This is a genomic window from Dactylosporangium sp. NPDC049742, assembly GCF_040674675.1.
Taxonomy (GTDB): Bacteria; Actinomycetota; Actinomycetes; order Mycobacteriales; family Micromonosporaceae; genus Dactylosporangium; species Dactylosporangium maewongense.
This window is the reverse complement of sequence record NZ_JBFANF010000005.1, coordinates 63042-85227: the sequence shown is the minus strand read 5'-3', so window position 1 is coordinate 85227 and position 22186 is coordinate 63042. Positions and strand designations below refer to the sequence as shown.

The 22186-nt window shown below is 71.6% G+C and carries 17 protein-coding genes; 6 read left to right on the top strand and 11 right to left on the bottom strand.

Features of this window, described 5'->3' with window-relative positions:
- Positions 1–1456: 1456 nt before the first annotated feature.
- Entirely contained in the window at positions 1457–3967 is a 2511-nt protein-coding gene (locus tag AB0J72_RS08975) for a SpoIIE family protein phosphatase (protein ID WP_363396483.1), read from the bottom strand.
- A 263-nt stretch (positions 3968–4230) separates the two neighbouring features.
- On the opposite strand from AB0J72_RS08975, the gene AB0J72_RS08970 reads away from it, so the two are divergent.
- Positions 4231–5481, top strand: coding sequence for a glycosyltransferase (locus AB0J72_RS08970; RefSeq protein ID WP_363396480.1), 1251 nt, complete (start codon positions 4231–4233; stop codon positions 5479–5481).
- 212 nt (positions 5482–5693) lie between these two features.
- Positions 5694–6518 (top strand): RNA polymerase sigma factor SigF, encoded by an 825-nt coding sequence (locus tag AB0J72_RS08965; RefSeq protein ID WP_363396477.1) that lies wholly within the window; start codon positions 5694–5696, stop codon positions 6516–6518.
- Between the two features lie 16 nt (positions 6519–6534).
- Here AB0J72_RS08965 and AB0J72_RS08960 read toward each other — a convergent pair whose 3' ends face one another.
- From AB0J72_RS08960 to AB0J72_RS08945, 4 genes are read right to left on the bottom strand one after another with little or no spacing between them, the layout of a single operon-like run.
- Positions 6535–7296 carry a metallophosphoesterase gene (locus AB0J72_RS08960; RefSeq protein WP_363396474.1) on the bottom strand — a complete coding sequence of 254 codons (762 nt, stop codon included), beginning with the start codon at positions 7294–7296 and terminating at the stop codon, positions 6535–6537.
- Positions 7293–7538 carry a hypothetical protein gene (locus AB0J72_RS08955; RefSeq protein ID WP_354891294.1) on the bottom strand — a complete coding sequence of 82 codons (246 nt, stop codon included), beginning with the start codon at positions 7536–7538 and terminating at the stop codon, positions 7293–7295. The genes AB0J72_RS08960 and AB0J72_RS08955 overlap by 4 nt, the downstream gene beginning before the upstream one ends.
- A 10-nt stretch (positions 7539–7548) precedes the next feature.
- Positions 7549–8148, bottom strand: a complete 600-nt coding sequence (locus tag AB0J72_RS08950) for a nucleotidyltransferase family protein (RefSeq protein ID WP_344506132.1) — start codon at positions 8146–8148, stop codon at positions 7549–7551.
- Positions 8149–8170: 22 nt separating this feature from the next.
- A complete protein-coding gene (locus AB0J72_RS08945) occupies positions 8171–8545 on the bottom strand; it encodes a hemerythrin domain-containing protein (protein WP_363396470.1) in 375 nt (124 codons plus the stop codon).
- Positions 8546–8687: 142 nt separating this feature from the next.
- Here AB0J72_RS08945 and AB0J72_RS08940 point away from each other — a divergent pair, with 142 nt between their 5' ends.
- The 3 genes from AB0J72_RS08940 to rocD all read left to right on the top strand — a co-directional run bounded on the left by AB0J72_RS08940 (position 8688) and on the right by rocD (position 11098).
- Positions 8688–8903, top strand: a complete 216-nt coding sequence (locus tag AB0J72_RS08940; protein ID WP_344506134.1) for a hypothetical protein — start codon at positions 8688–8690, stop codon at positions 8901–8903.
- A 186-nt stretch (positions 8904–9089) separates the two neighbouring features.
- Complete coding sequence (gene ddaH / locus AB0J72_RS08935) at positions 9090–9890, top strand: dimethylargininase (RefSeq protein WP_363396467.1); 801 nt, start codon at positions 9090–9092, stop codon at positions 9888–9890.
- The gene (rocD, locus tag AB0J72_RS08930; RefSeq protein ID WP_363396464.1) at positions 9887–11098 is read left to right on the top strand and encodes an ornithine--oxo-acid transaminase; all 1212 of its coding nucleotides are present in this window, start codon (positions 9887–9889) and stop codon (positions 11096–11098) included. Before ddaH ends, rocD begins: the two co-directional genes overlap by 4 nt.
- 380 nt (positions 11099–11478) lie before the next feature.
- Here rocD and AB0J72_RS08925 read toward each other — a convergent pair whose 3' ends face one another.
- From AB0J72_RS08925 to AB0J72_RS08900, 6 genes are all read right to left on the bottom strand, one after another.
- Positions 11479–12723: an IS256 family transposase gene (locus AB0J72_RS08925; protein WP_363396461.1), complete on the bottom strand. Its 1245-nt coding sequence runs from the start codon at positions 12721–12723 to the stop codon at positions 11479–11481.
- 969 nt (positions 12724–13692) lie between these two features.
- On the bottom strand, positions 13693–14970 hold the full coding sequence (locus tag AB0J72_RS08920) for a nitric oxide synthase oxygenase (RefSeq protein ID WP_363396459.1): 1278 nt from the start codon (positions 14968–14970) through the stop codon (positions 13693–13695).
- 192 nt (positions 14971–15162) lie between these two features.
- Positions 15163–16170, bottom strand: a complete 1008-nt coding sequence (locus AB0J72_RS08915) for an ABC transporter permease (RefSeq protein WP_363396456.1) — start codon at positions 16168–16170, stop codon at positions 15163–15165.
- A complete protein-coding gene (locus AB0J72_RS08910; RefSeq protein WP_363396453.1) occupies positions 16167–17132 on the bottom strand; it encodes an ABC transporter permease in 966 nt (321 codons plus the stop codon). The genes AB0J72_RS08915 and AB0J72_RS08910 overlap by 4 nt, the downstream gene beginning before the upstream one ends.
- Positions 17129–18655 (bottom strand): sugar ABC transporter ATP-binding protein, encoded by a 1527-nt coding sequence (locus AB0J72_RS08905; RefSeq protein WP_363396450.1) that lies wholly within the window; start codon positions 18653–18655, stop codon positions 17129–17131. The genes AB0J72_RS08910 and AB0J72_RS08905 overlap by 4 nt, the downstream gene beginning before the upstream one ends.
- An 89-nt stretch (positions 18656–18744) precedes the next feature.
- Positions 18745–19830 (bottom strand): ABC transporter substrate-binding protein, encoded by a 1086-nt coding sequence (locus tag AB0J72_RS08900; protein WP_363396447.1) that lies wholly within the window; start codon positions 19828–19830, stop codon positions 18745–18747.
- 336 nt (positions 19831–20166) lie between these two features.
- Between AB0J72_RS08900 and AB0J72_RS08895 the strand changes: the two genes are divergently transcribed.
- Positions 20167–22185, top strand: a complete 2019-nt coding sequence (locus tag AB0J72_RS08895) for an NPCBM/NEW2 domain-containing protein (protein ID WP_363396444.1) — start codon at positions 20167–20169, stop codon at positions 22183–22185.
- The last annotated feature ends 1 nt before the right edge of the window (position 22186 follow it).

Sequence of the window (22186 nt, the reverse complement as noted above, 5' to 3'; positions counted from 1 at the left end):
GTCGGCGGCGTGAGCGTGGTGGTCGGCGTGTTCGGGGTGGTGGGAGGTGCGGTCGGGCGACTTGTCGACGGGTGGTGTCGGCCCGGCGGGTGGCGGCTTCGGAGGCGCGGGAAGGGCTGCGGTTGTTGCAGTGGCGAGGGCCAGGGCTGTGTGCCCGCTCGTCGGTGGCGTGAGCGTGGTGAGTGGTGGCTTTGGGGGCGGCGGAGAAGCTGGGCTGTTGTTGTGGTGGTGGGTGACGCTGTTGGGCGGCTGCTTGCCGGTGGCTTGGTGGTCGCCGGATTCGGGGCGGCGGGGAGGTGCTTGGGTGCGGTCGCGCACGGCGCGCCTGGTTGTCGATGGGGTTGACGTGGTGGTCGGCGGATTGGCGGTGGTGGGAGGTGCTGGGGGCGGCGTGGTCGGGCGACTCGCTGGCGGTGGTGTCGGTCCGATGGGTGGTGGCTTCGGGGGTGTTGGAAGGGCTGGCGGTGTTGTGGCGGCGGGGTTCGGGGCGGGGTGACCGCTTGCCGGTGGCGTGAGCGTGGTGACCGGCGGCTTCGGCGGCGTCGGGGAGGCTGCGGTTGTTGTGGTGGTGGCGGGCGATGCGGCGGGGCGGCTGCTCGTCGGTGGTGCTGGTCCGGTGGTCGGTGGGTTCGGGGCGGCGGGAGGTGCTGGGGTGCGGTAGTGCGCGGCGCGGCTGCTCGTCGGCGGTGCTGGTCCGGTGGTCGGTGGGTTCGGGGCAGCGGGAGGTGCTGGGGTGCGGTAGTGCGCGGCTGCTCGTCGGTGGTGCTGGTCCGGTGACCGGTGGGTTCGGGTCGGCGGGAGGTGCTGGGGTGCGGTAATGCGCGGCGCGGCTGCTTGTCGGTGGTGTGGGTCCGGTGGCTGGTGGGTTCGGGGCGGTGGGAGGTGCGGTCGGGCGATTGGTCGGTGGTGGGAGGTGTGGTCGGGCGTCTGGTCGGTGGTGGTGTCGGTCCGGTGGGTGGTGGCTTCGGGGTGCTGGAGGGGCTGCGGCAGTTGCGGCGGCGAGGTTTGGGGCTGGGCGGCTGCTTGTCGGCGGTGTTGGCCCAGTGGTCGGCGGATCCGGGGTGGTGGGAGGTGCTGGGGGCGGCGCGGTTGGGGAGGGGGTTGTGGTGGCCAGTTCGCGGGCGTTGCGCAGGCGGGTCAGCTTTGTGGTGTGGCGGGTGGTCAGACCATGAGCGCGGGCCGCCGCGAACTCCGCCTTGGCGCGGTGGCGGTCCGTGCGGCGGCGGGCGGACTCGAAGGCCCGCGAGGCGAGGCGGGTGGCCTGGGCGGCGAGCAGGGCGGCCTGCGTGGGGACGCGGGTGGTCGGGCACAACGACCCTGCGCCCGGTGCTTCCAGCGAAAAACATGGTCGTGGCACAGGCTGCCTCCCCCGATAGCCGCCTCCCACATTCTCCCGCCCGCCCAAACCCCCGTCCAGCGTAGTATCACCATGTGAGCACAAGCGTCCCGGATGAGGTCAGGGGACGTGTACGAGCATGGCGCAGACGTCTTCGTCGTCGGGGATGTTGAGGCTGGTGACGAGGTGGGTGACGACGGCGTCGAAGTTGGACAGGTCGATGTGTTCGCCGGCGCGGCGGACGAGGTCGAGGCCGCCGCCGCGGCGGCGGTCGACGCGGGCCTGGCCGCCGGTGTAGAGCAGGACGCGGTCGCCCGGGTCCAGGGTCACGGTCGTGTCGGAGTAGCGCATCTCGGTGACCTCGCCCAGGGGGAGGCCGAGGGGGCCGGACAGCACGGTGCCCTGGCCGGTGGCGGTGTAGCGGATGGGGGCGACCTGGCCCGCGGCGGCCCAGCGGAGCTCGCGGGTCGTGGGGGAGTAGCGGGCCACGACGAGGCAGGCGGTGTGCTCGACCTCCATCGCGCAGAGCATCCCGTTGACGGCGCTGAGGATGTCGCCGGGGGTCATGTCGAGGGCCGCGTAGGCGCGCACCGCGTACCGGAGCCTCGCCGCGGTCGTCATGGAGGACAGGCCGCGGTCGTCGACGTCGCCGAGGACGAGGATCGTGCCGCCGTCGGGGAGGGAGGTGGCGTCGAACCAGTCGCCGTCGACGGTGCCGACGCGTTCGGGGGAGCGGCAGTGGCCGCAGATCTCGACGCCTTCCATGTGGCCGAGCTCGGGGTCGGTGGGCAGGAGCGCCTTCTGCAGGGCCTGGGCGGCGCGGCGTTCGTCGGCGACCCGGTGCCGCTGCGCGGCCAGGGCCTCCTCGGCGCGGCGGAGGCGGGCCTCGATGGCGCGCTCCTCGGTGACGTCCTGGACGGTGCCGCGCACGGCGGTGACGTTGCCGGTGTCGTCGAAGAGCGGCTCGGCGGTGAGGCGCAGGCGGCGGCCGTTGACCCGGCCAGCGCCGCGGACCTCGGCGAGCAGGTGCTTGCCCTCCACGACGGTGCGGCGGACGGCGTCCTGGACGGCGAGGAGGTCGTCGGCGTGCACGCTGGCGGTGAGCTCGTCGACGGGGACGCGGGCGGCGTCGCGGCCGCCGTGGAAGAGCCGGATCAGCTCCGGTGAGCAGCGCGGCTCGGGGTCGCGCAGCTCCCAGCAGAACGAGCCGACGCCGGCGATCCGCTCGGCCTGCAGGAGCTGGTCGTACAGGAGGTCGGCCTCGGTCGCGATCCGCCACACCGCGAACACCCGGTCCCACAGGCGCACGGCGTGCATGGAGATCGACTGTGTGGTGGGCACGCCGTCCGCCCGCGGGTCGGCCCGCAGCCCTTCCAGCCGGCGGGGCTGGCCGTCCTGCAGCATGCGGGCGAACTCCGGCAGCAGAATGGCGCTGCCGAGGGTCGGGTAGGCGGCGAGCAGCGTGGCCTCGTCGGGGTCGACCCGGGCGGTGGCGAGGACCTGCCGGGCCATGACGTTGGCGTACTCGACGCGGAAGTCCACCAGCTGGCCGTCGACGGTCACCGGGGACAGCAGCGCGGCGGGGTTGTGCAGGACGTCGACGACGGTCGGCAGCCACACCTGCGCCGGGGCGGCCTGCGCGCTCTCCTCGCCCTCGACGTGGAACCAGGCGCTGGCGATCTCGTCGCCGATGAGCGCGTCGACCTGCCGCGCGACGGGTTCGAGCAGGGCCGCCACGTACCGCCGCAGCTCGTCACCGTCGGGAAGGCCCTCGGCCCAGCTCATGATGATGGCGCCGAGGACCCGCTCGCCGGAGATGAGCGGCGAGGCGAGGACGGTGTCGCCGCTGAACGGCAGCTGGTCCATCACCGGGAACCGGCGGGCGACCTCCTCGCCGCCGACGAGCCAGATCGTCTCGACGTCCTGGACGGCGACGACGAGCGGCAGCGCCGGGTCCGGGGGGATCCGGGACCAGCGGCTGCGGACCTCGCCGGGGATGCCGAACGCGCCGACGCCGCGCTGCGCGCCGTCCGGGTCGAGCAGCGTGATCATGATCGAGGTGGGGGCGGGCCACGCGGTCGGCGCGGTGCCGAGGACCTCGGCGATCTCGTCGTAGCCGCGGGCGGCCGCGATCCGGGCGCTGAGCAGCTGGTGCTGGGACTGCAGCGCCTCGACCTCGGGGGAGCGGCTGGCCCGGCGGCGGGGCTTCTCCGCGGCCGGAGCGGGGACGCCGGAGGGCACCGCGGTACGGGTACGGCTGCGCGCGACGTGCTGGCGCAACTCGTCATCGATGAGATTCACCACATCGGGCGCGTCCGGGTCGGGCGAGGTGGTGCCGACGATCGCGGCGGCGACCTCGATCAGCTTGATGTTGGTGCGCTGCGACAGCCGGACCAGCTGGTCGAACCCCTGGTCGGGGCTGACGCCGAGCCGCTCGACGAGGACCCCCTTGGCCTGCTCGATGACGGCCCGGTTCCGCATGGCGGTGCGGACGCCGGTGAGCTCGGCCCGCAGCTTGGCGACGAGCGCGGCGAGGGCCTCCGCCGGCTCGGCACTGCCACCCTCGGCACCGCCGGCCGGCGCCGAGGCCGCCCGGGACGGCGCGGTGTCCTCAGGCGTCGAGGTGCCCACGCCGCCGTCAGACGGCGCCGACGCACCCGGCCGACCTGTGTCCGACGGCTTGGCCACCATGCCCTCCACATCCCGGTCCTGTGCAGTTGAACGTGCAGCCGACCCTAGAAGTCACCCGAGCCGGTTGCGACTCGACCGTTGATGTTTACCACCAACCGGCCAGGGTAGGGGCGTTGGCAGGTCAGCACGGTCGGCCACGTGGAGGTGCGCGCAGTGCAACAGGCGTCTTCGCCGCGGGCGGGTGCGGCTTGAGGATCGCGATCGTGTCCGTGCACGCGAGCCCCCTGGCGCTCGGTACCTCGGGCACAGGCGGCCAGCACACCCACGTCACCGCCCTCGCCGAGGCCCTCGGCCGCCGCGGGCACGACGTGCGGGTCTACACCCGCCGGACCGCCGCCGCCCCCGACGACGTCGTCCTGACCGGCGCCGGGTTCACCGTGGAGCACGTGCCGGCCGGCCCCGTCGAGGAGCTGCCGGCGGACGCGCTGCTGCCGCACGTCGGCGACTTCGGGCGGTGGCTCGCCGCCCACTGGCGCGACGACGCGACCCGCCCCGACGTGATCCACGCCCACTTCTGGCTCAGCGGCCTGGCCGCCCTGACCGCGACGGCGGAGCACCGGATCCCGGTCGTGCAGACGTACCACGGGCTCGGCACGGTCAAACGGCGCATGCTGAAGGACCGCGACGCCAGCCCCGAGGCGCGGATCGGCTTGGAGCGGACCCTCGGCACGATGGTCGACCGGGTCGTCGCGCAGTGCGAGGACGAGGTCGTCGAGCTCGGCCGGATGGGCATCCGCCGGGCCGACACCGTGGTCGTGCCGTCCGGCGTCGACGGGGAGGTGTTCGCGCCGAGCGGTCCCCGCGCCGACCACCTGCGTCCCGGCATGCGCCGTGTCCTCAGCGTCGGGCCGCTCGTGCCGCGCAAGGGCTTCGCGGACCTGGTCGAGGCGCTGCGCCGGGTCCCCGGCGCGGAGCTCGTCGTCGTCGGCGGGCCCGCACCGGACCGGATCCACCGCGACCCCGAGGCCCGCCGCCTGATGGAGCTCGCCGACCGGTTCGGGGTCGGCGACCGGGTCAGGCTCATCGGCGCCGTCGCTCAGCAGGACCTGCCCAGCTGGTACCGCTCCGCCGACGTGCTCGCCTGCGCGCCGTGGTACGAGCCGTTCGGCCTCACGCCCCTGGAGGCGATGTCCTGCGGTGTGCCGGTCGTCGCGTACGAGGTCGGCGGCATCGGCGAGAGCGTCATCGACAACGTCACCGGGCTGCTGGTGCCGGCGCGGGACGTGCCGGCGATGGCGTCCGCGCTGCGCGGGCTCCTCGGCGACGAGGTACGCCGGATGAGCTACGCCAGCGCCGCGATCGACCGGGTCCGCTCCCGGTACACCTGGGAACGCACCGCGACCGACGTCGAGCGGATCTACCGGGCGGTGACCGGGCAGAACGCGAACGGTGACGCCGACAGCGACGCGGACGCCGACGCCGACGACGAGGCCCTCACCGACGTCTCTTCGTAGCCTTGTCATCACAGGGCGACAGGCGTACGTTTGTATGACCCGCAACATCAGCTGAACGGCTGATTGGCTCGACCGTCAAACCAGTCGCGGTCGCCGTGCCGGGTTGCGCGCCGGACGCTCGAGACCAGGGCGTCTGCCGGCGAAATCTCTCCCGTGACCGCTGCCCGCACCCAAGGGCGGGCGGATCGCGGCAGCAGGCAGGGGGTTCCCCCATGACCGCCACCGTCCACCGCCCCGCCCCGCGGGCCCGCACCCGCGCCGGCCACCGAGCCAGCCACAAAGACCTCGAGATCGAGGCACGCGCGCTCCTCGCGCTGCTGAGCGAGCTGCCCGCCGGCAGCGCCGACCACGACCGGATCCGGGCCAGGGTCATCGAGCTGCACCTGCCGCTCGCCGAGTACCTCGCCCGCAGGTTCCGCAACCGCGGCGAACCCCTCGACGACCTGACCCAGGTCGCCAACGTCGGGCTCATCAAGTCCGTCGACGGCTACGACCCGGCCCGCGGCGCCGTGTTCACCAGCTACGCCATCCCGATGATCGTCGGTGAGCTCAAGCGGCACTTCCGCGACAAGGGCTGGGACGTCCGGGTGCCCCGCCGGCTGCAGGAGCTGCGGCTGGAGATCTCCAAGGTGTCCGGTGACCTCGCGCAACGGCTCGGCCGCTCGCCGACCGTCGCGGACCTCGCGGAGAAGCTCGGCGTCAGCGAGGAGGACGTCATCGAGGGCATCGAGTCCGGGCACGCGTACCGGGCGCTGTCCATCAACGCGCCGACCGGCAACGAGGAGGCCGGCCCCGAGCTCGCCGACCTGCTCGGCGGCATGGACCGCGACCTGGAGGCCGTCGACGACCGCGAGTCGCTGCGGCCGCTGATCGCGGAGCTGCCGGAGCGCGAGCAGAAGATCATCGCGATGCGGTTCTTCGGCAACATGACGCAGACGCAGATCGCCGACCGGCTCGGCATCTCGCAGATGCACGTGTCGCGCCTGCTCGCCCACGCCCTCGCCCACCTGAGGGGCGCCCTCGTCACACCCCTGTGACGCCCCCTCCCACGTACTAGGCGGGCGTCAGTACCGACGACAGCTGGTACACGTTGTAGGCCTGCTTGATGACCGGGTGGGCGACGTTGCGGACGGGCACCCCGCCCGGCGTCGTCCCCCGCTCCGACCCGGCGTGCGCGTGCCCGTGCACGGCCAGCCCGACCCCCGGCGTCGCGTCGATCGCCTGCGCCAGCAGGTACGACCCGAGGAACGGGTAGATCTCCAGCGGCTCGCCCAGCAGCGTCTCGGGGACCGGCGAATAGTGGGTGAGCGCTATCAGTACATCAGCGTCCAACGCTGACAGCGCGGCTCCGAACCGCTCGGCCAGCTCGCGGCTGTGCCGGGTGAACGCCTTCATCTCCGGCTCGCCGAACTCGCTGGCGCACGCGCCCGCGAACCCGCCGCCGAAGCCCTTCGTGCCGGCGACCCCGACCCGTACGCCGTCCACGTCCAGGACCGTGCCGGAGCACTCCAGGACGGTGATCCCGCCGTCCTCCAGGACCTTCGTCACCTCGGCCGGCTGGTCGCAGTGGTGGTCGTGGTTGCCGAGGATCGCGATCACCGGCACGGGCAGGCCGCCGAACTCCTGCGCGACGCAGTGCGCCTCGTCGGCAGTGCCGTGCCGGGTCAGGTCGCCGGCGAGCAGCAGCATGTCGGCCTTGTCGCCGAGATGCTCCAGCGCGGGCCGGTACCGGCCGAGGACGTCCGCGTCGAGGTGGACGTCGCCGACCGCGGCGACTCTGACGCAACCATTGACACTGCCTTCGTCGAACGTCATAGCTCCTCCACGTCCTGCGGCTCGTTGACCCTGGTGAGCCCGATGTTGCAGTGCACCGGCAGGTCCGGGAACGTCTCGTGGACGACCTGGCAGATCAGGTCGCGGCGTTCGGCGCTCTCCACCTCACCGGCGAGGCTGACCCCGTCCTCGGTGCGGACCACCCGGATGCCCTGCTCGGCGATGCGGGCGTCCTCGATGAGCAGCTGGTGCAGCTCGCTCTCGACGTGCTGGTCGATGATCACGAGTGCCTCCTCACAGAGAAGCGGCGAGGGCGCTGGTCTCGTCCAGCGACATGACGCCGAGGCGGTCGATCAAGAACAGGAAAGCATGCGCGTACGGCGAGTGGGCCGTTTCCCGGTACACCCGCGGCCAGTCGATCTGCTCCCGCAGCGACCGCGCGACCGGCAGCCCGCGGGCGTAGTCGCAGTAGTGCGCCGACCACGTCAGGACCTTGTGGATCATCAGCTCGGTCGCGGACAGCACCGGCATGTGGCACGCGTTGACGGCGATCACGTCGGTGTCGGCGAGCGTCGCGTCGGTGACCGGCCGCTGCACCGGGCAGAAGATGAAGTCGATGAGGTTGTCCTCGTTCTCCACCGAGTCCCACGCCTTCACCAGCCAGCCCTCGGGCGGCACCTCGCCGCGGAACCCGACCTCCGCCAGCGCCGTCAGGACCCGCTCCGCGTCCTCGGCCTTGATGAGGAAGTCGATGTCGTGGTCGACGGACTCGCCTCCCCGCGCGTACACGGCGAAACTGCCGGCCAGGCAGAACGGGATGCCGGCGTCCTTCAAGTGGAACGCCGCACGTTTCAGCGTCGCGATCAGCGGCTGCCTGTCCTCCGGAACTGCCATGCAGAACGGCTTACCCGTCTGGTCATTCCGTCACACGCACCGATTGCGGCAGCCGCGGGAAGAGTTCGGTCTCCTCCTCCTGTACGTGCTCCCGCACCGCCTCCAGGAGCGCCGCCAGCAGCATCCCGAACGCGGGATCCACGTCGTTGAGCTCCGTCAGCCGCGCCACGAGCTCGCCGATGCGCCGGTGCTCGGCCGCCTCGTAGTCGGCGAGCTCCGCCGGCAGGTGCGCGTGCAGCAGCCGCTCCTCGGTCGCCGTGTGCGAGGCCAGCATCGTGACGGCGGCGTCCAGCGCGCCCCGGCGGGCGGCGGGCGACCGCGCGGTCTCGATCTCGGCGAACAGCGACTCGAGCCGGCGGTGTTCGCCGACCAGCAGGCCGATGAGGTCCTGCTCCATGGTCAGCTCCCCAGATTCCGTGGCACAGGCATGCGTTGGCGTACCCTGCCCGCCACCCGGCTAACCGTCACGAAGCAGACCTGATCGATTTCAGCGGGGCGGGCTTCCATCTGCCTTGGTACGTGTGTTCGAATGTCTCCTCATGGAGCGCAGGAAGCACTGGTGGAACGGCACCTGGGGGCGGCTCGCCCGCCGCGACGTCTATCTCTTCGAGGACGCCGGCCACTGGTGGGTCGAGTCGCGGGAAGGCGGCGCCGACGGGCGCTCCCGCACCTACGAGTTCGACGCCGAAGAGCCGGCGATGGACTGCGTCTCCGGCCTGCTCGCCCAGCCCGGCGACTGGCGCGAGCTGCGCTGAGCCGGTTGCCTGCCGGGTGCGGGGCGGTGGCTGCGCGGTCGCCCGTCCCGGCCACCCGGCTCGGGTCCCGTCCGGTCCCGCCTGGTTCAGGGCGCAACGAATCGCCGCCTGCTCGTCGTACAAGACACGAAAACGCCGGCAAGAAGCAGCTTTCCGCAATGGAACGCCGGGCAGGCGGCGCCTACGTTGGATCGCATGAGCCGTCGCTACCTGATGTGTCGACCCACGTACTTCGCCGTTGACTACGCGATCAACCCCTGGATGGACCCGACCGCGCCCGTCGACGCCGACCTCGCCGTCGCGCAATGGACCCGGCTGCACGAGCTCTACCTGTCGCTCGGCCACACCGTCGACCTCATCGACCCGGTGCCCGGCCTGCCCGACATGGTCTTCGCCGCCAACGGCGCCACCGTCGTCGACGGGGTCGTCTACGGCGCGCAGTTCCGCCACCCGGAGCGCGCCGACGAAGGCCCCGCCTACCTGTCCTGGTTCGAGCGCAACGGCTTCCAGGTCCACGCGGCGAAGAGCGTCAACGAGGGCGAGGGCGACATCCTCCTCGCCGGCGAGCACCTCCTCGCCGGCACCGGCCTGCGCACCGAGCTCGCCGCGCACGCCGAGGCGCAGGAGCTCTTCGGGCGGCCGGTGATCACCCTGCAGCTCGTCGATCCGCGCTACTACCACCTCGACACGGCGCTGACCGTCCTGTCGCCGACCAATGTCGCCTACTACCCGGGCGCGTTCTCGCCGGGCAGCCAGGCGGTGCTGCGCCGCCTGTACCCCGAAGCCGTCATCGCGACCGCCGACGACGCCGCCGTCCTCGGCCTGAACGCCGTCAGCGACGGGCACCGGGTCGTCCTGCCATCCGCCGCCACCCGCCTCGCGCGGGAGCTAGCGTCGAAAGGGTTCCAGCCGGTGCCAGTCGACGTGTCCGAACTGCACAAGGCCGGCGGCGGCCCGAAGTGCTGCACGCTGGAGGTGCGCGCATGACCACCGCTGTTTCCTCGTCGACCGGCCCCTTCCTGGACCAGGCCGAGCGCTGGACCGCGCACAACTACCACCCGCTGCCCGTCGTCATCGCCTCCGGTGAGGGCGCCTGGGTCACCGACGTCGACGGCCGCCGCTACCTGGACTGCCTCGCCGGCTACTCCGCGCTCAACTTCGGCCACCGCCACCCGGCACTCATCGCCGCCGCACACGCCCAGCTGGACCGGATCACGCTGACCAGCCGCGCGTTCGTGCACGACCAGTTCGGCCCGTTCTGCGAGGAACTGGCCGCGCTGTGCGGCAAGGACCTCGTCCTGCCGATGAACACCGGCGCCGAGGCCGTCGAGACCGCGATCAAGGTGGCCCGCAAGTGGGGCTACAAGGTCAAGGGCGTCCCCGACGGCCAGGCCACCATCGTCGTGGCCGCCGACAACTTCCACGGCCGCACCACCACGATCATCAGCTTCTCCACCGACCCCGACGCGCGCGCCGACTACGGCCCCTACACGCCCGGGTTCCGGATCGTGCCGTACGGCGACCTGGACGCCCTCACGTCGGCGATCGACGACACCACCGTCGCCGTGCTCATCGAACCCATCCAGGGCGAGGCCGGCGTCCTCGTCCCGCCACCGGACTACCTGCCCGGCGTGCGCGCCGTGTGCACCTCTCGCGATGTCCTGTTCATCGCCGACGAGGTCCAGTCGGGCCTGGGCCGGACCGGCTCGACGTTCGCCTCGTCGCCGGTGGTGCCCGACATGTACGTGCTGGGCAAGGCTCTCGGCGGCGGCATCGTGCCGGTGTCGGCGGTCGCGGCCTCGCACGACATCCTGGGCGTGCTGCGCCCCGGCGAGCACGGCTCCACGTTCGGCGGCAACCCCCTCGCGTGCGCCGTCGCCCGCGCCGTCATCGCGCTGCTGAACACCGGCGAGTTCCAGGCGAACGCGCGGACCGTCGGCGCCCACCTGCACGAGCGGCTCAACGCCCTGGTCGGCCACGGCCTGACCGCCGTCCGCGGCCGCGGCCTGTGGGCCGGTATCGACATCGACCCCGCCCTGATGACCGGCCGCCAGGCCTGCGAGGCCCTCTTGGCCCGCGGCGTCCTGGCCAAGGACACGCACGGCTCGACCCTGCGCCTGGCCCCGCCGCTGCACGTGACCGCGGAGGAGGTGGACGTCGCCGTCGACGCCCTCCAGGCCGTCCTGAAGTCCTGACCCCCGCTTTTTCCTGCGCTTTCAAGTCCGCCCCCGGTCCGTGCCTGACCGGGGGCGGCCTTCTGTTGCGGAGGGTACTGGTCTGCTCACCGGATTGGAGATCGATTAGGTGGCTGTTGGTACGGTCTAGGAAGCAGTCACCGGGACCGTCGAGCCGTCACGTCGACTTCGCCGCCTGTAGCGGACGACGCCCTGCGGCTTGCCGCAGCCACTCGTCGGGCGCCTCGCGCGTATCGCGTGCGTGTCGCGCGCGATAGCCCGGCACGCTGCTCACCACGGCGCAACGCATCGCTGCGGGCGGGTGTCGGGTGTGGCGGCGGAAGGTCACGTCCGCGCTGGTGGTGTATGAGACGGCCAGCGCTCGATCTGGTGGGTTGATGTTAGGCGGCTGCCAGTTCGGTGGTCGTGGTGTCGGGGTCGTTTCCCTCGGTCGTGATCAGGGTGAGGCGGGCTTTGGTGAGGAGTTCCAGGCCCATGTAGCGGCGGCCTTCGGTCCATTCATCGGTTTGTTCGGCGAGGACGGCGCCGACGAGACGGATGATCGCGGCCCGGTTCGGGAAGATGCCGACGACGTCGGTGCGGCGGCGGATCTCTTTGTTGAGTCGTTCCTGCGGGTTGTTCGACCAGATCTGGCGCCAGATGTCACGCGGGAACGCGGTGAAGGCCAGCAACTCTTCGCGGGCGTCGTCGAGGTGGTCGGCGGCGTCGGGGAAGCGTTCGGCGATCGCGGCCACGGCGCGTGCGTACTGGGCCCGCACCGAGGCCGGGTCGGGCTGGTCGAAGATCGTGCGGACCAGGGTGGCCACCCACGGCTGCGCCGATTTCGGCACCTTGGTCAGCAGATTGCGCAGGTAGTGGGTGCGGCAGCGTTGCCACGCCGCGCCGGGCAGGGCGGCGCCGATAGCGGAGACGAGGCCGCGGTGGGCGTCGGAGACCACCAGCTTGACCCCGGACAGGCCCCGCGTCGTGAGGGAGCGCAGGAAGGCCAGCCAGCCGGCGCCGTCCTCGTCCGAGGCGACTTCCAGGCCGAGGACTTCGCGGCCGCCGTCGGCGTTGACCCCGACCGCGACCAGTGCGTGGACGTTGACGATCCGGCCGTGCTCCCGGGTCTTGATCACGAGGCCGTCCAGCCACAGGAATGTGTAGTGCGCGGAGTCGAGGGGGCGGGTGCGAAACGTCTCCACCTGGCTGTCCAGGTGCGCGGCCATGTCGCTGACCTGGGATTTTGACAGGGCGGTGATGCCGAGTTGCTCGACGAGCTTCTCCACCCGGCGGGTCGACACTCCGAGCAGGTAGGCGGTGGCCACGACGGAGACGAGGGCCTGTTCGGCGCGGCGGCGGTGCTGCAGCAGCCAGTCGGGGAAGTAGGAGCCCTGCCGCAGTTTCGGGATCGCCAGCTCGATGCTGCCGGCGCGGGTGTCCCAGTCACGCAGCCGGTAGCCATTGCGGGAGTTGGTGCGTTCGTCGCTGCGCTCGCCGTAGGGTGCGCCGCAGACCGCGTCGGCCTCGGCGGACATCAGGGCTTCGGCGAAGGTCTTGACCATCGCGCGTAGCAGATCGGGTGACGCGGTCTCGAGATGCTCACGCAGGAAGCTCGTGGCATCCACACTCTTGGGTACGGCCATCGCTCGTTCTCCTTCTTGCTTCGCCGTTTGAAGGATCGAGCGATGGCCGTCCCCATCTACGCCATCACACTCAAAGCGGGCGATTCGTACACCACCTCCGCGGACGCAACCTGGCGGAAGCGACGGCCGGCCCAGCCGCGATGCGGCGTGGCTCGCCGCTGCGGTGCAGGACTGGCGGCGGGTCCCGCATCACCGGCGAGGGCGCCGTTCGGTCACAGCGGCGCAGCGGCCGGCTGTTCGGGCTCGTGGTGCGGGCGGGCGGTGGACGACGTCGCCGGCCTGACCAGGGCCGAGCCGTCGTCAGGCGTCTTGCCCACGTCATGCCGCCCGAGTCGTGCCGCGTCGCCCGGCCCGCGTCGCCCGGCCGCGTCGCGCGCGATGGGCCCGGCGTGCTGCTCGTCCGCGCGAGGCACTGCTGCAGGTGTCAGGAGCGGTGGAAGAGGCGGCCGAACCAGCCGCGGTGTTGGCGTGGGGCGGCCGGCGCGTCGGGCTGTGCAACGGGGAGTAGTGGGCGACGCCTCCGGCCGACCGGGCTGCGCCGTCATCAGCCGCCTACGCACGTCACGCCGCCTGGTCGGGCCGCCCACGCCACGCTGCCGCCCACGCCACGTTGCCGTCCGTGCCACGCTGCCGGCCGACGTTGCGCGACGCGCCCGGCGCGCCACGCGCCACGCGCCACGCGATGCTGCGGGCGTCAGAGGGTGGAGGAAGCGGCCGGGCCAGCCACGACGTTCGGTGTTCGCCACGGCGGCAGGTAGGTCAGGTGCCATAACGGGGCGGGCGGTGGACGACGCCTTCGGCTGGCCCGAGCCCTCGTCAGGCGCCTCGCTCAGGTCACGCCGCTCAGGTCACGCCGCCCAGGTCACGCCGCTCATGCCGCGCCGCCTGGCCATGTGGCCCAGCCAATGCCGCCCAGGCCGCGCCGCCTGGCCAACGTTGCTTGCCGTGTGACGCGTGGGGGTGTCGGAGTCAGGGGCGGTGGAAGAGGCGGCCGAACCAGCTGCGGGGTTCGGTGGGGGTGGGGGGTGGGGTGGGTTCGTGGAACGGGCATGCGGGTGGGGCCTCAGCAGGCTCGGCGGTGGCCGGGGAGCGGCCGCGGCGGCCGAGGTCGCGGGCGTCGGAGTCCAGGTAGAAGGCGGGTCGCTGGTCGGCTTCGTGGTAGTAGCGGTGGAAGACGCCGGTGGTGGAGCTGCTCATCGGGGGGACGATCCAGGACCAGTCGGCGGGGACCTCGCGGCCGGCGCGTTCCTCGCTGGCGATGTGGGCGAGGAAGCGCTCCGACTCGGAGTGGTGGTCGCTGATGCGGGCGCCCGCCTGGTCGAAGGACCACAGGACGGCGCGGTTGAGTTCGAGGAGGGCGCCGTCGCGCCAGAGGGAGCGTTCGGTGCTGGTGTCCAGGCCCATCCGTTCGGCGATGACCGGCAGCAGGTTGTAGCGGTCGGGGTCGGCGAGGTTGCGGGCGCCGATCTCGGTGCCCATGTACCAGCCGTTGAAGGGGGCCAGGGGGTAGTCGACGCCGCCGATGGTGAGGCGCATGTTGGCGATCGCCGGGACGGCGTGCCAGCGCAGGCCCAGTTCGGCGAACCAGCGCAGCGTCGGGTGCTCGATCGGCACCTCCCAGACCGCGTGCTCGGGCAGGTCGTACAGGTTGACGTCGCCGCCGGGGCCTTCGATGACGAGGGGGAGCACGTCGAAGGGGTTGTCCGGTTTGCCCCGCCAGCCGTACTGCTGCAGGGCCTCGGTGAACTGGGTGTTGCGCGGGTCGCCGGTGATCAGACCGTCGGGCTGGCGGTGGCCGGCGTACCGGATGAGCTGCTCGTTCCACAGCCGGGCGGAGGAGCGGCCGGGGACGTGCTGCGCGAAGACGGAGATCACGGGGCGGATCACGTTGCGTTCGCGCTGGCCGGCGAGGCGCAGGTGGCGGACGAGCTCCTCGAAGATCTCGTCGGGGGCGCCGACCTTGCGCAGGTCGCGCACGACGAGGCTGCGCCAGTAGAGCCGGCCGATGCAGCGGCTCGCGTTGCGCCACGCCACCCGGCAGCCGAAGACCAGCTCGGCGTACGTGTGGGTGTACGTGCCCGTCTCGGCGATCTCGTCGACGACGCGGGCGAGACGCTCCCGGACGTCGCCGCGCTGCGGGTTCTCCCGGTGGAACAGGTCGAGGAAGTCCTCGGCCTCGCGGGGATCCACGGGCTGTCGCGGATCCCACTGCTGACCTGGCATGTCGCGGTATCCAGGCACACTCATACTGGCCTCCCAACGCCGACGGGGGTCCCGACGCGGCAAGGAGTTCATGTTGTGTGCCGGGCCATCGTGAGAGTCGCACACCGTGTGCGCAACATGTCGGTCAGTCAGCGATGCAAGGTGCAAAACGGCATGGCACCCCGGCCGAACGGACGACCGGAGTGCCATGTGGAGACGCCGTACAGCGCCGGGACGCTAGCCTGACGCGACCCGCCGCAGCCGGGCCAGGTACGTCTGCGCGACGACGACGAGCGCGATGAACGCCCCGCTGATCACCGTCTGCCACGCCGACGTGATCTTGCCGTCCTGGTTGATCAGGTTCTGGATCACCTGGAGCAGCAGGACGCCGGCGATCGTGCCGCCGAGGGTGCCGGCGCCGCCGGTCAGCAGGGTCCCGCCGACGACGACGGCGGCGATCGCGTCGAGCTCCATGCCGGTGCCCAGCACGGTGACGCCGGAGCCGAGCCGGGCCGCGTTGATCGCCCCGGCGAGGCCGGCGAGCAGCCCCGACAGGACGTACACCTTGATCTGGGTGCCGCGGATCCGCACGCCCATCAGCCGGGCCGCGTCCTCGCTGCCGCCGAGGGCGTAGACGGACTGGCCGAAGCGGGTGCGGTACAGCGCGACCATGCCGATCACGAAGAGCACCACGACCAGGTAGACGGAGTACTTGACGCCGAGCAGCTCGCCCTTGCCGAAGTCCTTGAAGGCGCCGGGGTCCACGAGGTACGTGGTGCCGCCCTCGTCGGACAGGGCGAGCATGAGCCCGCGCGCGCCGAGCAGCCCGGCGAGCGTGACGATGAACGGCGCCAGCCGCGCGTACGCGATGACGAGCCCCTGGACGAGCCCGAACACCCCGCACACGGCGAGCGGCACGGCGAACGCGGCGGCGACGCCGTACTGCGACGCCCACGCGGCGAGGACCCCGCCGAGCACGTAGAGGGAGCCGACGGACAGGTCGATCCCGCCGGTGATGATCACGAAGGTCATGCCGAGCGCGATGAGGGCCGCCGGCGCCGCCGAGACGAGGATGGTGGCGGCGTTGTCGAAGCTGCGGAAGTTGTCGTACGCGACGAGACCGACGACGAGCACGATGCCGAGGACGGCGAGGGCGCCCTGGCGCTGGACGAGCTCGACGATCCGCTCGGTGCGCAGCGAGGCGGCCTCGGCCTTCTCGAGCTGGGGTTCGGCGACGAGGGTCATCGGGTCCTCCGTTCGCGGGCCGTGTAGACCGCGACCAGGATGATGACCGCCTGGACCATCTGGGCGGTCGAGTCCTTCAGGTTGTTGGCGATCATCGTCGCGGTCAGCAGCTGCATGAGGAACGCGCCGGCGACGGTGCCGAGGACGCGGACCTTCCCGCCGGTCAGCGGCGTGCCGCCGACGACGACGGCGGTGATCGCGGACAGCTCGATGAGCAGGCCGATGCGGGACGCGTCGGCGGAGCCGATCCGGGACACCTGGATCACGCCGGCGACGGCGGCGAGGACCGCGGCGATGATGTACACGCCGACCAGGACCCGCTTGACGGGGACGCCGGCGAGCTGCGCGGCGGCCCGGTTGTCGCCGATGGCGAGCAGCCGCCGGCCGAACACGGTGCGCCGGACGACGAACCCGACGACGACGGCGAGGACGGCGGCGATCCACACGGTGTAGGGCACGCCGAGGAACGCGTCGGTGCCGATGGCGAGGAAGTCCTTGTCGCGGATGTCCTTGTACTTGCCGTTGGACACGACGAGGGCGACGCCGCGGCCGGCGACGAGCATGGCGAGGGTCGCGACGATCGGCTGAAGGCCGACGAACGCGACGAGGCTGCCGTTGATGAGCCCCACGACCACGCCGCCGACGAGGGCGAGCACGATCGCCGGGATCATCCCGTACCCGAGGTACAGCGGGATGAGGGCGGCGCCGAGCGCCATCACGGACCCGACCGACAGGTCGATGCCCTCGGTGCCGATGACGAGCGCCATGCCGAGCGCGACGATGACGACCGGCGTCACCTGGACCAGCTGGATGCGCAGGTTGTTCCAGGCGAGGAAGTTGTCGGTGTAGACGATGTTGAACAGCACCAGGACGGCGAGGGCGACGTACACCCCGTACAGGGGCAGCAGCCGGCGGACCGTGGCGCTGTTGAACGACGAGGAGGAGGACACGGCGGTGGTCATGACGCCGCCGTCGCGATCACGTTCATCAGCTGCTCCGTTGTCACTTCTTCGCCGCGCAGCATGCCGGCGACGGCGCCGTCGCGCAGCACGACCACACGGTCGGAACCCTCGATGAGCTCCTCGGCGTCGGAGGAGACCAGCACGACGCCGAGGCCTTCGGCGGCCAGCTCGTCGATGAGCGCCTGGACCTCCGCCTTCGCGCCGACGTCGATGCCGCGGGTGGGCTCGTCCAGCAGCAGGACCTTCGGGCCGGTCGCGAGGAGGCGGGCGAGGAGGACCTTCTGCTGGTTGCCGCCGGACAGGTCGCCGACGCGCTGGTGCGGGCCGGACGCCTTGACCCGCAGCCGGGTCATGAAGGTCTCGACGATCTTGTCGATCTTGCGTTCGGAGACGATGCCGGCGGTCGACAGGCGGGGCAGGACCGCGAGGGCGATGTTCTCCCGGATCGACAGCCCGAGGGCGAGGCCCTCGGCCTTGCGGTCCTCGGGCTGCACGGCGATGCCGGCCTTCAGGGCGGCGACCGGGTTGGGCCGGCGCACGACGGTGCCGTCGATCTCGACGGTGCCGCGGTCCAGCGGCAGCGCGCCGGCGACGGCCTTGATCGTCTCGCTGCGGCCGGCGCCGAGGAGCCCGCCGAGGCCGACGACCTCGCCGGGGAGCACCTCGAAGCTGACGCCGGTGAGCTTGTGCCGGCTGTTGAGGTCGGTGACCCGCAGCACGGGCTTGCTGTCGGCGGCCGCGTGCTCGCCGCCGAAGCTGGTGAAGCCTTCCTTGCGGACCTCGGACATGGGCCGGCCGAGCATGTGCGAGACGAGCTGCAGCCGGTCGAGGTCCTTGATGAGCCCGGTGTGCACGAGCTTGCCGTCGCGCAGGACGGTGACGCGGTCGCAGATGCGGTACAGCTCGTCGAGGCGGTGGCTGACGTAGATGATGCCGACGCCGCGCTCGTGGAGGCGCGCGATGACGCCGAAGAGGGTCTCGACCTCGCGGGGTTCGAGCGAGGAGGTCGGCTCGTCCATGACGACGACGCGGGCGTCGACCATGACGGCCCGGGCGAGGGCGACCATCTGCTGCGCGCCGAGCGCCATGAGGCCCAGCGGGCGGCGCACGTCGGAGGTGATGCCGTAGCCGGCGAGGACCTCGGCCGCCTCCCGGTTCATGCGGGCGACGTCGACGAGGCCGAGCCGGTTGCGGGGTTCCCGGCCGAGGAAGAGGTTCCGCGCCACGCTCATCAGCGGGACGAGGTTGACCTCCTGGTAGATCGTGGAGATGCCGGCCGCCTGCGCGTCGAGCGGGCCGTTGAACGTGACGGGCTGCCCCAGGTGCCGCAGGTCGCCGCCGTCGGGCTGGTAGACGCCGGTGAGGACCTTGATCAGGGTCGACTTGCCGGCCCCGTTCTCACCGACGAGGGCGTGCACCTCGCCGGCGCGCAGGGTGAACGAGACGTCGTCGAGGGCGCGCACCCCCGGGAACTGTTTGCTGACGCCTGCCACTTCGAGCAGCGGCGCGTCCGGAGCGGACATGCGAGAGGTCCCATCTAGAGGAAAGCCCAGGCCGGGATCATCCCCGACCTGGGCCATGCTGCGACAGTCAGCCGCGAACGGTCGGTGGGTCAGTACGCGAGGCCCAGGTCGGCCGCGGCGTTGGCGGAGTCGTACTCGCGGTCGGAGATGATGATGTTCTCCGCGATCTCCTCGCCGTTGAAGAACTTCGTGGCGGTGCCGAACGCGAGCGGGCCGAAGCGCGGGTTGGACTCGATGACCGAGTAGATCCAGCCGTCGACGATGCCCTGGACGGCGCCCTTGGTGCCGTCGATGGTGACGATCTTGACGTCGCCGGCCTTCTTGCTGGCGCCCTTGAGGGCCGTGATCGCGCCGAGCGCCATCTCGTCGTTCTCGGCGTAGATGCCGTTGATGTTGGGCTTGGACTGCAGCAGCTGCTCGGAGACCTTCTGGCCCTCCTCGCGGGAGAACTGGCCGGTCTGCTCGAACTCGATCTTGATGTTCGGGGCGACCTTGGCGATCTGCTCCTTGAACCCGTTGGTCCGCAGCGTGGTCACGTTGTTACCGGGGGCGCCGAGCAGGATCGCGACGGTGCCGGTGTTGTTGAGGGCCTTGGCCATCTTGTCGGCGGCGCGCTTGCCCTGCTCGTAGAAGTCCGAGCCGATGAACGTCAGGAAGTCCGTGCAGTGCTTCGCGTTGATCTTCCGGTCGATGGTGACGATCGGGATCTTCTTCGCGGCGGCCTTCTGGAAGACCGAGTCCCAGCCGTCGGAGTTGAGCGGCGCGATGACGAGCAGCTGCACGCCCTGGTCGATGAGGGTGCTGACGTCGGTGATCTGCTTGTCGAACTTCGAGTCGGCGTTGGTCACCTTCAGGTTCGCGGCCGGGATGCCCAGCTTCGCCGCCTCGTCCTTGATGGACTGGGTCTCGGCGATGCGGAACGGGTTGGCCTCCTTCTCCGACTGGGAGAAGCCGATGGTGGCCGTCTTCAGGTCGACCTTCTGGCCGCCGAACTTCGTCAGCGTGCAGGTGGAGCCTCCGGCGGCGGCGGACTTCGTCGTCTGCACCGCGGCCGAGCTGTCGGCGGTGGTCTTCGCGGCCGGGTCGTCCTCGGACTTCGCGCAGCCGGTCAGCAGCAGGGCGGAGGCGCTGAGAACGGCCAGGGCGGGCCGCCAGCGGCCACGCATATCGATCATGTCGGGTCACTCCCTTGAGCGAGGGGGACCGCGGCGCGAGGCACGCCGCGTTCGGGGTGTACCGCATTCACTCATCCTCCAACTTTTTCTGTCAAGACTTTCCACCCACCCGACCAAAACCAAACACCAACTGTCACATGTTCGAGACCTTGCCGAAGTTGTCCCGACACCGAGGCGATCGATCGTGTCCATTCGCGCTCGCGTATGCCACAATATTCAACACTTTCGATCTTACTCGACCTGGGAGCTGGGATGACCCGAAGTCCCCGGGCGCTGACGCGCGCCCTGACGGCCGCCGCCGCGGCCCTGCTCGCATCAACAGTCCTCACTTCGATCGTGACAAAACCGGCGTCCGCCACCGCCACCCCGCAGCCCGGTCCCGTCACCGCCCCCGTGATGGGGTGGAACAGCTGGAACCGGTTCGGTTGCAACATCGACGAGAACCTCATCAAGGCGACCGCCGACGCCATGGTGAGCACCGGGCTGAAGGCGTCCGGGTACACGTACGTCAACATCGACGACTGCTGGATGGCCCCGACCCGCGACGCGCAGGGCCGCCTGCGCCCCGACCCGGTCCGCTTCCCCGGCGGGATCGCCGCCATCGCCGACTACGTGCACGCCCGCGGGCTGAAGCTCGGCATCTACTCCTCGGCGGGCACCGCCACCTGCCAGGGCCTGCCGGCCAGCCTCGACCACGAGACCGTCGACGCGCAGACGTGGGCGTCCTGGGGGATCGACCTGCTCAAGTACGACAACTGCAACAACCAGGGCCGCCCCGCCGTGCAGCGGTACAAGGCGATGGGCGACGCGCTGAAGGCCACCGGCCGGCACATCGTCTACAGCATCTGCAACTGGGGCGACGACGCGCCGTGGGAGTTCGCGCCCAACGTCGGCGGCAGCCTGTGGCGCACCACCGGCGACATCAACGCCAGCTGGGGCAGCGTCACGTCGCTGCTGGACCAGCAGGCGGGCCTGGAGACGTTCGCGCGCAAGGGGTACTACAACGACCCCGACATGCTCGAGGTCGGCAACGGCCCGCTCACCGCCGACGAGAACGTCGCGCACTTCTCGCTCTGGTCGCTGCTGTCCTCGCCGCTGCTGCTCGGCAACGACCTGCGCAGCGTCCCCGCGGCCACGCTCAACGTGCTGCGCAACGCCGACGTCATCGCCGTCAACCAGGACTGGGGCGGCTCACAGGGCCGCCGCATGGTCGACAACGGCGACACCGAGGTGTGGGCGAAACCCATGAGCGACGGGTCCCTCGCGGCCGTGCTGTTCAACCGCGGCGGCGCCGCCGCCTCGATCAGCACCACGACCGCCGCCCTCGGCATCGGCGGCTCCAGCTCGTACACCACGAAGAACCTCTGGACGGGCGCGACCGGCACCACGTCGGGCACGCTCTCGGCGACCGTCCCGTCGCACGGCGTCGCGATGTTCCGGGTGACCCGCGCCGGCACCCTCGCGGCCGCGCCCGCCGCCGGCACTTTCCAGGTGAGCGACCTGCCGTGGCTCGCCTCCAGCGGCGGCTGGGGCCCCGTCGAACGCGACCGCGCCAACGGCGAACAGGCCGCCGGCGACGGCGCCGCCCTGAACATCGGCGGGACCGCGTTCACCAAGGGCATCGGCGCGCACGCCGACGCCGCCGTCCACGTCTGGCTCGGCCGCGCCTGCCGCACGTTCACCGCCCAGGTCGGCGTCGACGCCGAGGCCGGCGCCAACGGTTCCGTGCGGTTCGCGGTGTACGGCGACGGCCGGCTCCTCGGGTACACGGGCGTGAAGACCGGCGGCCAGGCACCCACCAGGCTGACCGTGTCCACCGGCGGCTACCTGACGCTGGAGCTGCGCGCCACCGACGCCCGCAACGGCATCAGCTACGACCACGCCGACTGGGGCGCACCCACGCTCGTGTGCGGCGGCAGCGGCACCGGTACGGCCGTCAGCGACCGCACCTGGGGCACCGCCACCAACGGCTGGGGGCCGGCGGAGCGCGACACCTCCAACGGCGAGCAGGCCGCCGGCGACGGCAGCGTCATCACCGTCGGCGGGGTCAGCTACCCGAAGGGCGTCGGCGTCCACGCCGCCGGCGACGTCACCGTGCCCCTCGGCGGCGCCTGCAGCCGGTTCACCGCCGTCGCCGGCCTCGACGCGGAGATCGGCACGTCCTCGACCGGGGTGGTGTTCAGCGTCGTCGCCGACGGCGTCACGCTGTGGACCAGCCCGACGGTGACCGCGGCGGCACCCGTCGCCGTCGACGTGGCCGTCAGCGGGCGCACCAACCTGCGGCTCGTGACCGCGGGGGCCGGTTCGATCGACTACGACCACGCCGACTGGGCCGACGCCCGGCTGACGTGCTGAC